10 protein-coding genes and 2 pseudogenes are annotated in these 13,753 nt (G+C 71.2%); 4 read left to right on the forward strand and 8 right to left on the reverse strand.

Annotated features, from left to right (window positions below; translation table 11 throughout):
- Positions 1–14 precede the first annotated feature (14 nt).
- Positions 15–593 (reverse strand): helix-turn-helix domain-containing protein, encoded by a 579-nt coding sequence (locus ID574_RS44920; RefSeq protein ID WP_188195179.1) that lies wholly within the window; start codon positions 591–593, stop codon positions 15–17.
- Between the two features lie 93 nt (positions 594–686).
- On the opposite strand from ID574_RS44920, the gene ID574_RS62520 reads away from it, so the two are divergent.
- Entirely contained in the window at positions 687–2,417 is a 1,731-nt protein-coding gene (locus ID574_RS62520) for an FAD-dependent oxidoreductase (RefSeq protein ID WP_188195180.1), read from the forward strand.
- Positions 2,418–2,476: 59 nt separating this feature from the next.
- Here the strand turns inward: ID574_RS62520 and ID574_RS44930 are convergent, their stop codons facing one another.
- Together ID574_RS44930 and ID574_RS62525 are read right to left on the reverse strand one after the other, a co-directional pair.
- Entirely contained in the window at positions 2,477–3,325 is an 849-nt protein-coding gene (locus ID574_RS44930; RefSeq protein ID WP_336245616.1) for an alpha/beta hydrolase, read from the reverse strand.
- A pseudogene (locus ID574_RS62525) lies at positions 3,299–3,412 on the reverse strand (hypothetical protein); the annotation flags it as partial. The gene ID574_RS44930 and the pseudogene ID574_RS62525, both read right to left, overlap by 27 nt.
- 660 nt (positions 3,413–4,072) lie before the next feature.
- Between ID574_RS62525 and ID574_RS44940 the strand changes: the two are divergent.
- Together ID574_RS44940 and ID574_RS44945 are read left to right on the forward strand one after the other, a co-directional pair.
- Positions 4,073–5,323, forward strand: coding sequence for a sensor histidine kinase (locus ID574_RS44940; protein WP_188195183.1), 1,251 nt, complete (start codon positions 4,073–4,075; stop codon positions 5,321–5,323).
- A gap of 15 nt (positions 5,324–5,338) precedes the next feature.
- A complete protein-coding gene (locus ID574_RS44945; RefSeq protein WP_188195184.1) occupies positions 5,339–5,983 on the forward strand; it encodes a response regulator transcription factor in 645 nt (214 codons plus the stop codon).
- A gap of 20 nt (positions 5,984–6,003) precedes the next feature.
- Here the strand turns inward: ID574_RS44945 and ID574_RS44950 are convergent, their stop codons facing one another.
- The 5 genes and pseudogenes from ID574_RS44950 to ID574_RS44970 all read right to left on the reverse strand — a co-directional run bounded on the left by ID574_RS44950 (position 6,004) and on the right by ID574_RS44970 (position 11,047).
- A complete protein-coding gene (locus ID574_RS44950; protein ID WP_188195185.1) occupies positions 6,004–6,204 on the reverse strand; it encodes a hypothetical protein in 201 nt (66 codons plus the stop codon).
- Between the two features lie 146 nt (positions 6,205–6,350).
- Positions 6,351–7,523 carry a mannose-6-phosphate isomerase, class I gene (gene manA, locus ID574_RS44955; protein ID WP_223167730.1) on the reverse strand — a complete coding sequence of 391 codons (1,173 nt, stop codon included), beginning with the start codon at positions 7,521–7,523 and terminating at the stop codon, positions 6,351–6,353.
- A 202-nt stretch (positions 7,524–7,725) separates the two neighbouring features.
- Entirely contained in the window at positions 7,726–8,952 is a 1,227-nt protein-coding gene (locus ID574_RS44960; protein WP_188195186.1) for a cytochrome P450 family protein, read from the reverse strand.
- 3 nt (positions 8,953–8,955) lie between these two features.
- Positions 8,956–10,047, reverse strand: a pseudogene (locus tag ID574_RS44965) (NAD(P)/FAD-dependent oxidoreductase); the annotation flags it as partial.
- 55 nt (positions 10,048–10,102) lie between these two features.
- On the reverse strand, positions 10,103–11,047 hold the full coding sequence (locus tag ID574_RS44970; RefSeq protein ID WP_188195188.1) for a cucumopine synthase-related protein: 945 nt from the start codon (positions 11,045–11,047) through the stop codon (positions 10,103–10,105).
- 595 nt (positions 11,048–11,642) lie between these two features.
- On the opposite strand from ID574_RS44970, the gene ID574_RS44975 reads away from it, so the two are divergent.
- Entirely contained in the window at positions 11,643–13,724 is a 2,082-nt protein-coding gene (locus tag ID574_RS44975) for a P-loop NTPase family protein (RefSeq protein ID WP_188195189.1), read from the forward strand.
- The last annotated feature ends 29 nt before the right edge of the window (positions 13,725–13,753 follow it).

Genomic DNA, 13,753 nt, shown 5'->3' on the forward strand with positions numbered 1-13,753 from the left:
GCCGATCACGCGCCTCACTTGGCGGCAGGACGGGCCCTCACGTGCATGCGCTCGCCCTGCGGCCCGAACAACGCCAGCACCTCGGTCGGCTCGGCCTCCGGGTTGACGAAGGCGTGCGGCGTGCGGGTGTCGAACTCCGCCACCTCTCCCGCCGTCAGCACCACCTCGTGCCGGCCCAGCAGCAGCCTCAGCCGCCCCGACAGGACGTACAGCCACTCGTAGCCCTCGTGGACCTGCTGCTCAGGCTCGTAGCCCGGCCAGTGCGGCGGGTAGATCTGCTTGAACGCCTGCAGCCCGCCGGGCCGGCGGCTCAGCGGGATGTACGTCATGCCGTGGTGCTTGACCGGCCGCAGGTGCACCCGCGGATCGCCGGTCACCGGCGCGTCGATCAGCTCGTCGAGCTGCACCTGGTGGGCGCGGGCCAGCGGGAGCAGCAGCTCCAGGGTCGGCTTGCGCTGCCCCGACTCCAGGCGCGACAGGGTGCTCACCGAGATGCCGGTGCTCTGGGCCAGCTCCGCCAGCGTCGCGCCGCGTTCCTGGCGCAGCGCCCGCAGCCGCGGCCCCACCGCCTGCAGGGTCTCCTCGAGGTCCATCCGGCCACTTTGCCATTCCGGCAACGATATTTGTCAAACGCGCGCCTCCGGGCGGACAGTGGCGCATCCGATGGATGCGAGAGGAGTCGCGCTGTGGACGCGAAGTACGACGTGGTGGTCGTGGGCGGCGGGGCCGCCGGGCTGAGCGGGGCGCTCACGCTGGGCCGTGCGCGCCGCAAGGTGCTGGTGATCGACGGGGGCCGGCCGCGCAACGCCCCGGCGCGGGGCGTGCACACCTACCTGACGCGGGAGGGCACGCCGCCCCTGGAGCTGCTGGCCACCGGCCGTGAGGAGGTCGCCGGGTACGGCGGCGAGGTCGTGACCGGCACCGCCGTGGCCGCCGAGCGCCTCGGCGAGGGCGGGTTCCGGGTGGTGCTCGAGGACGGGTCCGCGGTCGTGGCGGACCGGCTGCTGCTGACCACCGGCCTGGTCGACGAGCTGCCCGAGGTGCCGGGGCTGGCCGAGCGGTGGGGGCGCGACGTGCTGCACTGCCCGTACTGCCACGGCTGGGAGGTACGCGACCAGGCCATCGGCGTGCTGGCCACCGGGCCGCTCGCCGTGCACCAGACGCTGCTGTGGCGGCAGTGGAGCGCCGACGTGACCCTCTTCCTGCACACCGGGCCGGGGCTCGGTGAGGAGGAGCGCGAGCAACTGGCCGCCCGGGACGTCACGGTGGTCGAGGGCGAGGTGACGGGGCTGGAGGTGGCGGGAGACGCGCTCACCGGGCTGAGGCTGGCCGACGGCCGGGTGGTGGCCTGCCGGGCGCTGGCCGTCGCCACCCGCCTCACCGCCCGCGCAGATCTGCTGGCGGGGCTGGGGCTGGAGGTGGAGGAACAGGAGATCGCCGGGCACGTGGTCGGCACCCGCATCCCGGCCGACGCGACGGGTGCCACGAGCGTGCCCGGGGTGTGGGTGGCGGGGAACGCGGCCAGCGTGACCGACCAGGTCGTCGCCGCGGCGGCGGGCGGAGTGCGGGCGGCGGCCGCCATCAACTTCGACCTGATCGCCGAGGAGACCCGCCGCGCGGTCGCCGCCCGCCGCGCCGCGCAGGCCACCCCCCACGACGGACCGGCGTCGCACGCCTCGATCCACGACGGACCGGCCTCGCGCGGGACGCCCCATGGAGGGTCGGCGTCGCACGGGACGCCCCACGGAGGGCCGGGGTCGCACGCATCGGGGTGGCACGGCCGGCCCGGAGAGATCCCCGCCTCCCCGGTGGAGTTCTGGGACGCCTTCTACGCCGACAAGCCGCAGGTCTGGAGCGGCAACCCCAACGCCGTCCTGGTCCAGGAGGCCGCCGACCTCGCGCCGGGCCGGGCGCTGGACCTCGGCAGCGGCGAGGGAGCCGACGCGATCTGGCTCGCCGGCCGCGGCTGGCGGGTCACGGCCGCGGACATCTCGCAGGTGGCGCTCGACCGCGCCGCCGGGCACGCCAAGGCGGCGGAGGTCGCCGGCCGCGTCGACTGGCAGCGGCACGACCTGGATGCGTCCTTCCCCGAAGGCTCCTACGACCTGGTCTCCGCCTGCTACCTGCACTCGCCCACCGACCTGCCGCGCGAGAAGATCCTGCGCGCCGCGGCCGCGGCGGTCGCGCCCGGCGGGGTGCTGCTGGTCGCCGGGCACGCGGGCTGGCCGTCCTGGGAGGACAACCCGCCGTTCGAGGCGCATTTCCCGACCCCGCAGGAGGTCCTGGAGACGCTGGAACTGACGGACGGGGAGTGGGAGGTGCTGCGCTGCGAGGAGTTCGAACGCGCCCAGACCGCTCCCGACGGCCGTCCAGGCACCCGAAGGGACAACGTGCTCAAGGTCCGCCGACTCCCCTGACCGGCCGTGGGGGAGCACCACGGCGCGCCGCCGGCCTCCGGCGGCGCGCCGTGCCCCCGTCATTCGGCGGGACAGACGGTGCCGGGCGCGGGCAGTTCCAGGTCGGTCAGGTACGTGGTGGCGTGCCGGATCGGGCACTTCTTGCCCGACAGGTACATGACGTGCCCGGGGCCGTCGTAGGCGACGGTGACCGAGCCGGGGATCATGTCGGTGAAACGCCTGGTCAGCACGTAGTCGCCCCACGTACTGCCCGCTCCCAGGGCCGGTGGCAGCCCGCGGACCGGCAGCGGGCGGGCCCGGTTGGCCACCGGCAGCGGCCAGCCGGCGCAGCCCAGGGAGTCGAACGCGGCGCCGCCGAAGTTCGGCGAGAGCTTGCGCGCCTGGCGGCTGTGCTTCCGCAGCTGTGCGAATCCGCGGTACCCGCGGTCGTCTCCGCACGTCATCGCGAGCGCCCCGGGCATGGCCCAGACACGGGCGTTGCCGAGCGCGAAGTCGGCGAAGCCGGACCCGTCCCCGCGCCTGGCCTTGTCCACGGCGTCGGCGAAGGCCAGCCACCGCGAGTTCCCCGGACCGGGGTCGCCGAGGAAGCCGAAGCTGCGAAGATGCCATCCGGTCAGCTGCCCCTCGCCGAACTGCTGCGAGGTGACCCGGATCGGTTCGCGATCGGCCTTCCAGGTGAGCGCGCGCCAGACAGCTCCGGCGTCCTCACCGTGCAGCGCGCAGGCAGCGGTGTCCGCGCACCAGCGGGTGAACCGGGCGAACGCCCGCTCGAACGGCGAGGTGGTCCCGCTCACCCGGTGCCACCCGAGGGTCTGGTTGACCACTCCGTCGACGTACATGGCCCGGATGCGCTGCGGGAACAGGCGGGCGTACGCGGCCATGGGCACCCCTCCGTAGGAGGCGGCCATGAAGCTCAGCCGTTCCTCGCCGAGGGCCTGGCGGACCGCCTCCATGTCCCTGGCCACCGACAGGGAGTCCATATGGGCGAACAGCCCGGTCTCATCCGCCGCACGGCATGCCTTGAAGGCGTGGCCATCGCCTTGACCAGGGCCTCGTACTGCCGGCGGTCACGCGGCTCGGACAGCGTGGTGCCGGGCCGCCTGCACGCGGGCGGCAGCCGGTCGGACCACACGGTGGTGCGGGGGTTATAGGCGACGAGGTCGAACCGCCGGCCCAGCTCGGTCAGGTCGCCGGCCGCGTGCTCGAGGTCCTCGATCCCCTTGCCTCCGGGGCCGCCGGGAACGCCCAGGACGGCGCCGATGCGGCGCGCGGGCTCGGTGGCGGGCAGCCGGGCCAGGTCCAGCGAGATCTTCCGCCCGGCGGGCCTCGCCCAGTCCACGGGCACCTCGATGGTGGCGCACTCCATGCGCGCGGGCACGCCCTCGCCGGTGCATGGCCGCCACCCGGGTCGCCGGTCCCCTTCCCCGAGCGCGGCCGATGCCGGTGCCGGGCTGATTCCGGCCAGCGCCACCAGCGTCAATCCGGCGACCAGCCGTCCGGTCCTGCGGACCATATGCTTCTCCTCCGTTTCCTGCGGACCTTCCGTCCACGCTCGCGCGGTCGATCGTCCGGCCGCCACGGGGATGTCCGCCGTGTCGGCTTCGGGATGTCCCCCGGGTGGCCCGGCGGGGCGCTGTCGGTCAAACTGGACGGGCATGCGTACGGACAGGCAGGCGGACGGCGGCTCCGGACCGTGGCGCGCATGGGCCAGGGCCGCGGTGTGGCGTGAACTCGCGTACGCGCTGGCGATGCCGCTGATGGCCGGGATCGGCGTCGCGTACCTCCTCCTCGTGCTGGTGGGCGTGCTCCTGGCCGCCAACGTCGTGGGCCTGCCGGTGCTGGCGCTGTGCGCGCATGGCGCGCGGGGCCTCGGCGCGGTCAACCGCGGCCTGGCACGGGTGCTTGCCGGGGAGCCGACGCCTGCTCCCGCTCCTTTCCGCGCTCCGCCTGGGCTGCTCAACTGGTTCACTGCGGCGCTCTGCGACGTCGCGGGATGGCGCGCCGTCATCCACAGCGTGGTCCGACTGCCGGCCGCGGCCCTCGCCTTCGGCGCCGCCGCCACACTGTGGGCAGGCGGCCTGTTCCTGCTCGGCGCCCCGCTGTGGGCCCCCGCGCGGCTCAGACCGGACATCTGGCCGGGCGCGCCGCTGCTGAGCGTGGCCGGGCTGGCGCTGCTGCTCCTGGCCCCCGCGGGCGTGCACCTGGCGCTCGGGCCCGAGCGGCTGCTCGCTCGGACCCTGCTCGGCCCCGCTCCCGGCGCCCTGCGGATCCGGACCCTGGAGGAGACGCGGGCGCGGGCGGTGCTCGACGCGGACGCCGCGCTGCGCCGGATCGAACGCGACCTGCACGACGGCACGGCGGCCCGGCTGGTCACCCTCGCGATGAGCCTGGGCATGGCGCAGGAGGAACTGGCCGAGGCCGACCGTCCCGAGCGGCTTGAACGCGCCCGCGCCCTGGTCGGCGGCGCGCACAGCAGCGCCAAGGAGATCCTGGCCGAGCTGCGCGACCTGATCCGCGGCATCCACCCGCCGGCGCTGGACAAAGGGCTGGAAGTCGCCCTGGCCACGCTCGCCGCACGCACCCCGCTCCCCGTCGAGCTCGACGCCGACCTGCCCGTACGGCCGTCCCCCGCCGTCGAGAGCATCGCCTTCTACTGCACAGCGGAACTCCTGGCCAACGTGGTCAAACACAGCGGCGCCCGGCACGCCGCGGTCGAGGTACGCGTGCGGGACGGCCTGCTCGTCCTGACCGTGCGGGACGACGGGCGAGGCGGTGCGGTGGTCGGCGCCGGATCCGGGCTGCGCGGCCTGGCCGAGCGGGTGGCGGTCGTGGACGGCGCGTTCGACGTCCGCAGCCCGGCCGGCGGACCCACGGTGGTCACCGTCCGGCTGCCCCTGCACATCTGATGGGAGGCCGAAGCAATGCGCATCGTCATCGCCGAGGACGCCGCGGTTCTGAGGGACGGCCTCCGGCTGCTGCTGACCACGCGGGGACACGAGGTCGCCGCCGCCGTGGGCGACGGAGACGCGCTCCAGGCGGCCGTGGAGGAGCACCGTCCCGACGTCGCCGTGATCGACGTGCGCATGCCGCCCACGCACACAGACGAAGGATTGCGGGCCGCCATCCGCATCCGCGAGGACCATCCGGACCTGGGCGTGCTGATGTTCTCCCAGTACATCGAGACGCGCTACGCCGCCCGCCTGCTCGCCGGCGGGGCCGACGGAGTGGGATATCTCCTCAAGGAGCGCGTCGCCGACATCAGGGACTTCCTCTCCGCCCTCGACCGCGTCGCCGCCGGGGAGACCGTGCTCGACCCGGAGGTCGTCACCCAGATCATGGGCGCCGGCAGGCGCGCCGAGGCCCTGAGCACGCTCACCCCCAGGGAACGCGACGTGCTCGCCATGATGGCCGAAGGACGCTCCAACGGCGCCATCGCCGAGGCGTTGTTCCTCTCCTACGGCTCGGTGGAGAAGCACGTGACCCAGATCTTCACCAAGCTGGGCCTGCCCCCCTCCGAGAGCGACCACCGTCGTGTGCTCGCGGTGCTGCACTACCTGCAGGCGTGACGGTGGCGGCCGGCCGCCGCTCAGCCGGTCCGCGCGAGCCGGTCCTCCACAGGAGGAAGGCGTATCTGGTCGTTCAAGGCCTCCATGGCGCGTACGAGCGCCAGATTCGCCGCGTTGAGCATGCGGATCTGCTCCTCGAGCTCCGTGACCCGCCTCTTCAATGCCATCAGCTCGACATCGAGGGCCGGCGACTCCATGAGCATCCGACCGCCAATCATCATCGGTTCACCTCCGTAAAGGGGACAAGACGATGGTCACCGGGCAGCCGGGGGAGGGATAGCAGCTAAGAGGTTGATTTACCGGGACTTGCGGCAGTGTTTGCCGCCAATGAATCTACTTTGTAAAGATGCCCGGTTTGTACGGTGCATCAGCTCCCGGGGAGCGCCCGGTACGCGGTGCCCTTGCCGTCGAGCCGGGTCGGCGAGGCGGCCGCCGGGATGAAGGCCGACTGCCCCGGCCGCAACGTCAGCGCGTCGCCCAGCCGGGCCTCGCCCTCGATGCACACGACGATCTGCGGCAGGCCGCCCGGCAGCTCGTGCGGGGTCTCGCCGTCGAGGTCGTGGCGGCTGAGCGCGAACTCCGGCGCCGGCGGCCGGTAGTGGTGCTCGCCGGGGGCGCCGGGCTCCGCCGGCACCAGGTGCGGCTCGCCGGGCGTGAAGTCGACGACCCGCATCAGCTTGGGAACGTCGATGTGCTTGGTGGTCAGCCCGCAGCGCAGCACGTTGTCGGAGTTGGCCATGATCTCCACGCCGATGCCGCCGAGGTAGGCGTGCGGGACCCCGGCGCCCAGGTAGAGGGCCTGGCCGGGGAGCAGGTTCACGTGGTTGAGCAGGAGTGCGGCGGTCAGGCCCCGGTCGGCGGGGCAGGCGCGCGCGATGTCGGCGTAGACGGCGAGATCGGGGTCGCCGGAGTCGAGCAGCGCGCGCTCGACCTCCTCGCGCAGCGGCCGGGAGGCGTCGTCGAGCATCTCGGCGAACACGGTGCGCAGCGCGTGGCCGGACTCGGCGGTGCGCAGGGTGTCGATCCAGGGCCGCAGACCCGGGAGGCCGAGGCGGGCGAGCAGATCGGCGGTGGCGGCGGGGGAGCGGAAGCCGCACAGCCCGTGGAACGGGGTGACCGCGCACACCATCTCGGGCTTGTGGGAGGCGTCTTTGTACGTGCGGGCGAAGTCGTCGAGGGGGATGCCGCGCGCCGTCTCGTCGGCGAACCCGGCCCGCGCCTGCTCGGTGGTCGGATGGACCTGCAGCGACAGCGGCCGCGCGACGGCCAGGACCTTGAGCAGGTAGGGCAGGGAGGGGCCGAAGCGGGCGGCGGCGGGCTCGCCGAGCGTGCCGCCGGGATCGGCGGCGATGAGCGCGTCGAGCGGGGTGTCGCCGACGGTGGAGGGGTCGGCGGGGTGGGCGCCCATCCAGAGCTCCGCCTGCGGTTGCCCGGTCGGCTCCGTGCCGAACAACTCGGGCAGTGCGGTCACCGAGCCCCAGTCGTAGGGGCGGATGGTGGTGGTCAGGCGCAGGGGGGAGTGCAGGTCAGGCTGTGACACGGCGCAAGACTATCGCGGAGACCGCCAGGCGTGTCGCCGGGGCCGGTACGCCACCACTTCGGCTCCAAGCAGGCGCCGGACGGGCTCGACCTGACCGTGCGCACCGCCTCCCATGCGGGTCCCCTCCCCAGAGGACCTCCGGCCATGATCGGCGGTGCCGGACGAACGGCGGGGCGGTCGTGGCAAGGTGCGGAAAACCGGGTCAGCGGGCGCGCGGGCCGAGCACGGCGGGCATGGAGCGGGTGCTGTTGCCCAGCAGCGTGTCCAGCGGGCGCAGCTCCTCCGGCCGGGCGCCCGCCCTGATGCCGGGGAACGCCTCGAACAGCGCCTTCAGTGCCACCTCGGCCTCCACCCTGGCCAGCGGCGCGCCGAGGCAGAAGTGCGGCCCGTGGCCGAACGCCAGGTGCGCGGCCGGCGGCCGGGTGATGTCGAAGCGGTCCGCGTCCTCCCCGGACTGCTCGGGGTCGCGTCCCGCGGAGGCGAAACAGGCCAGCACGGGCTCCCCGGCGCGCAGGTGCACTCCGTCGATCTCGACGTCGCGCTTGGCGTACCGGAACGGGAAGTAGGCGATCGGCGAGTCCCAGCGCAGCGTCTCCTCCACGGCGGCGGTGAACGGGCACTGCCCCGAGCGCAGCAGGTCGAGCTGCCCCGGCACATTGAGCAGGGCGCCGATGGCGTTGGTGATGAGGTTGACCGTGGTGACGTGCCCGGCGATGAACAGCAGGTCGATGGTGGCGAACAGCTCCGTCTCCGACAGCCGTCCGCCGTCCTGCTCCCGCAGCGTGATCAGGTCGGTGATCAGGTCCTCTCCGGGCGTGCGCCGGCGCTCCTCGATGATCTGGTGGAGCAGCCCGTGCAGGTCCCTGCGCACCTCGGGACTGTCCTCGAGGTCGCTGCTGACCTGCGCGACGGCGTCGGTGAGCTCGTGCAGCCGCTCCTGGTGCGCGCGCGGGATGCCGATCATCTCGGAGATGACCTCGCGCGGCAGCGGGTAGGCGAAGTGCTTGCGCAGGTCCACCGGCTCGTCCGGCGGCATCTCCGCGAGCCGGTCGATCAGTTCCGCGGTGATGGCGGCGATCTTGGGCCGGAGCCGCTCGATCCTGCGCGGGCCGAACCCTGCTGCCAGCGGGGCGCGCAGCCGGCGGTGGTCCTCGCCCTCGGCGTTGAGCATGGAGACGTCGGTGACGATACGGGTGATCGCGGTTCCCGGCGGGGCGCCGGCGCGGGCCACCGGGTCCCAGTGTCGGATCTCCCTGGTCATGTCCGGATGGGTCAGGACGGTCATCAGGGTCGCGTACCGGGTGGCGGCCCAGGCGTCCACGCCCTCCGTGGTCACGGGCACGAGCGGCCCGGCCTGCCGCAGCCGCTCGTTGTCGGCGTGCAGGTCCGGGGTGGCCGGGTCGAGGACGAAGCGGATCAGCTCGGTCATGGGTCATCCCGTCCGTTGTCTGCCGACCGCCAGGGCGGTCACGTCGATGCCGGGGTCCTGGTTCAGGTAGAGGTCGCGGACCAGCTCGCCGGCGGCCGGCGCGTTGCACAGGCCGTGGCCGGAGAAGCCGGTCGCGTACAGGAACGCCGGAGGTCCCGGGTGGTGGCCGATGAAGGCCGTGCGGTCGGGGCTGGCGTCGCGCAGCCCGGTGACCGCCGTGTGCAGGGCCAGTCCGGCCAGGCTCGGGTACGTCACCGCGAGCCGCTCGGCCACCTGGCGTCGCCAGGCCTCCCGATCGGGGCCCGGATAGCCCATGCCGATCAGCAGCCGGTCGCCGCGCACCCGTACCAGCAGGCCGCTCGCGGCGTGCAGGGTCATCGGGATGTTGGGCGTGCCGGGCGGCAGCGGGTCGGTGACCAGCAGCTCCTGCTCGATCGGCTCGATCAGCGGCATGTCCACGCCCGCGCAGCGCAGCAGCGAGGCCGACCAGGCGCCGGCGGCGCACACGATCGCGTCGGCGGTGAGCTCGCCGTCGGCGGTGAAGATGCGGCCGCTCTGCGTGTCGAGCCCGGTGACCGGGCACTTCGTACGCAGCCTGGCTCCGGCCCTCGCGGCCGCGTCGGCGTAGGCGTTGACGATGGCGCGGGTGTCGGAGACGTACGCCTGCGGCGAGTAGGCGGCGGCCAGCAGCGGCAGGTCGCCGATGAGCGGATTGCGCTGCCTGGCCTCCTCCGGGCCGATCAGCTCGACGTCCACGCCGGCCTCCCGCTGGGCGGGCAGGTCGGCCTCGAAGTCCGCCACCTGCTCACGCTCGGTGAACAGGACCAGGTAGCCGACCTGCCGCAGCGGCAGGTCGGCCCCGGGCCGCGCCGGGAAGGCGCGGTAGGCGTCGAGGCTGCGCACGGCCAGCGCCGAGCTGACGGGGTTGCCGGCGAAGTACGACCGGACCACGTCGGCGGTGGCGCGTGAGGCGCCGGAGCCGAGCGCGCCGCGTTCCAGGAGCGTCGTCTCGACCCCGGCCTCCGCGAGATGGAAGGCGATCGACAGCCCGATCACGCCGCCGCCGATCACCGCCACGCGCGTGTCGCTCATGCGCCCTCCTCCGTCGGTCGCATGAGCGACGGTCGGCTGTGTTTGATCGGTCGCCCGCTCATGCCGTCGCCTCCAGGCGGCGCAGGTTGTCGCCGGCCTGCCACGGGAACAGGTGCAGGTTCCACCCGCCCAGGCAGTTGCAGTAGAGCGCCATGTGCGCCATCGCCGACATGAAGTCGACGTGGCTGTTGAGGCGCTCCAGGCCGTCGATGAGCCGCTTGGTGAAGCCCCACAGCGTGTCCAGGCCGCAGTAGCCGAGGAACTCCGCCGGGGTGTGGGCGAGCTGACGGGTCATCTGGCGCAGCCACGGCAGCGGCATGCCGTCGATGGCGGCGCGGACGAGCCCGCCGTAGCAGCTGTAGCCGAGCGGGCGGGTCTCGCCGTTGACGAACAGCAGGGTGGTCAGGACCGTCTCGTAGCTGCCGGCCCGGGACGCGATCCGGCCCGCGTGCAGGTCGACCAGCTCGCGCGGCGGTTCGAGCCAGATGCGGTCGGTTTCGGCGTGCACGTCGGCGACCAGGTCGTTGAGTTCCGGGTCGCCGACGGGCAGCCGGGGCAGCTTGTGGCCGCCGGGTTCGCCGGCCCGCCGTACCTCGGCGATGACCGGCTCCTTGGTGGTGTAGACCGACCGCCACACTTCGCGGCCGGCCTCGATCAGGGCGTCGAGATCTTCGGGGACCACCTGCCCGATGGGCGTGGCGGTCATGGGTTCGGTGAGCTCGCCGTACTTGATGCCGAGGTGCTGCAGCCGCGAGCAGAACAGGGTCCCGTCGGGGACGGTGCGCCGGTCCACGCGGTACTCCGCGGGCGCGTGCAGCAGCGAATGGACCGGTGCGACGTGGTACAGATGATGGCCGGCGACCAGGGCGTGGCCCTGCAGGCTGCGGTACGGCAGCGCGTCCCAGAAACACTGGGCCAGTGCCGGGTTGCGTTGGTCGAGTTCGGCGGCCACGGTGATCCCGAGGCCAGGCCAGGCTATTTCCACACGCTTCGATTCGTTCACAGTTTGTCACTCTAACGTGACGGTTTGTGGCGATTTGGGGGAGGGTGTGGTGTTTTACCAGGTCATGACCGCCTCTGGGGGATTCGGCAGGGCACGGCTCCGGTCGTCGCCCCAGATCGAATCCGCGCCCACATACGGCTGCGGCGGCGCGCTGAGCCCGCGTCGGCGCGGCCGTTCAACTCGTCGGAGGCGCTTCCTGGCCACGCCGGCAAGCGCGTCGCGTCGTGGAAGGCCGCCCAAGGCCCGGCTGCGAACGCCCAGGCCCCTCCCCGATAGAGATCGATGGCCATGGGTCCTCCCCCGCAGGTCCGGTCGCTGCCCAGCAGCCGGCGGGGCGCGGCCTGGTGCTTCTCCCGCAGGATGTGATTCAGGCGTCGGTCGTGGTGAGGTCCATCAGCACGCCGGCATGCGTGAAGACGTCGGTGTTGCCGCCGACGAGCTTCTCGCCCTCGGCGCTCCGGGAAATGAAAGGGGTTCAGTACGACCCTCTTTAATGAAGGACAAAAATTGGCAATATGGGCTTCCGTGAAGTTGCTTGGCTACAATCGCATAACATGCAGGTATGTGCGGTTAGGGGCCGGTATTGATTAGGCGTATGGATGATGTGCTCGGGCTTCGCGTTGATCTGCAGGACGCCCTCGACCGGTCGGAAAGATGGCTCAGGCGCCTGGCGGACGTCCGGTTCGAAGGAAACGCGCCCGCGGCCGGGCTCCAGGCGCGGTTGTGGGCGGATAAATCCGAGATATCCAAGTTGCGTTCGCGAGCAGCGTCGAGCTTGATAAACATCGCCATGCTGGGAGGGTTCTCGTCCGGCAAGAGCTTTCTCGTCAGCGGACTGCAGGGCGGACTCTCGCTGGTCAAGGTGAGAACCAAGATGGGATACTCCGACCAATATATCGGGCTCCTTCCATCGGCTCCGACCCCGACCAGTGCGTGCCCGGCCAGCGTCATCCCGTGCAACGCGGACAGCGATTTCGACACGGCCGATCGCGGCTACCTCCGTGTGCTTTTCACGGACAGCGAAGAGTGGATCGACATCGGAAACTCCCCGAAACCGCAAGTAGTGGCTTCCTACGCTATGCAGGAGCCAGAACTGATAACGTATCGCCGTAAGGAACATTGGGATCGCGAGGTCGCCGAAATAGAGATCCTGCTCTCCTCGTACAAGCTGCCCGCGAAGCTCTATGATCTGCCGGGCAACGGATCCCCCAACGCGATGCACGATGCGGTGATACGCCGCGCGATGATCGACGCCGACTGCTTCATTTACGTGGCGAACGCCTCTCGGACGCTTTCCGAGAGCGACCTGTCACTGATTCGAAGTCTGTACGAGCATCACACGCACACCGGTAAGCCGGTGCTCTGGGTGGTGACCGCCATCGACCTCGCCATGAATCTCGGTCTCGACGGGGAGACGCTGGCCTGGGAAGCCACGGTCGCACGCAACAAACAATACCTGGAAGAGAACTTCAAACTTCCGGATGGTCGTCCGGACGCAGGGTTCATAGGCCAGGGATTCATCGGCGTTTCACCCGCGCTGGAGGCTCGCGGAGAGTACCTCAAGACCAATGAGGACGGCCGCGAGGCTCAGGAGTGCATCGCGCAAAGCAGGATGGGCGAACTCCGGGTCGCCTTGAGCCGGCTCATCGAGACCCAGACGGGCTCCAGGCACATAGCGCGAGTCGCGAGCGAGTCACGAGCGATCGTCGCACCGAGGTTCCGGCTCGTCTCAGAAATGCTCAGGTCAGCCAAGGTGCCCCTCGATCGGCTGACGATCGAACGAGAAGAATTCGAGCGGCGGCTGAACAGCGTCGAAGAACTGTCCGACGGCATCACGGCCACTCTCCAACGCCGCCTACAGCAACGGCTGAGAGCTGTTGACAGCAGTTTTCGCGGCCTGTCCGCGCACCTTCGTTCGCGCCTGGAGCAGTCCATTCGTTCCGCCGATCTGAACGATCCGACCGAGGTGAACAGGATCGAAGTGGAGAAGGCACAGGTCATTCATGAATGGATGGCCTCCGCGAACGGCCCGAGCGCGACCTGGGACACAGAACTACGGCATTTCCTCAAGGAGATCAAGCTCTCACTCAAGAGCTCCCTCGAAGACGCGTCGGGCATCGAGAAACTACGCGATGACGCCGATGTCGACTTGGACGGCATAGACATCCCGAAAACGCAGAGATCGCGAGAGGAGACCCGTGACCTGTTGCAGGGCGCACTCACCACGGCAGGGGTGGTGACGCCGGTCGCCACTACCGCACTGGCGGCTCTGGGCATCGTCACCGGTCCGCTTCTCGCCATTCCGGCGACGGTTACCATAGGTGTCCTGGCGATAGCGACAAGCCGGCAGCGGAAGGCGAGGAAGACCGCCCTCGAACTGCTCCGGGAGGAATGGGTCGAAGACCTGGGCCAGATCGCGGAAAACGTGAAACAGCAGTTCATAGCGGCGGCGTCCCTCAGAGGCATGGACGTGATCAGCCGGGCCGGGGAGCTCGTGACCCGCAGAAAAGACGAAATCGTCGAGGCCCTGCTGCTGATCGATCAGCGACTGGCCGATCCTGAACATTCCGGCAAGCAGCAGCTCATTCTGGACCTTGAACCGATCGCGGCCGAAGGCGAAGCCATCGTCGCGGACCTGACCAGACTTTCGAGGGTTGCCCAGGCGGCTCGTGTCTGAGACGTGCCTGAGCCGTTCAGGACACGGAT

Origin of the sequence: Nonomuraea sp. SYSU D8015 (assembly GCF_008065375.1) — a bacterium.
Lineage (GTDB): Bacteria > Actinomycetota > Actinomycetes > Streptosporangiales > Streptosporangiaceae > Nonomuraea.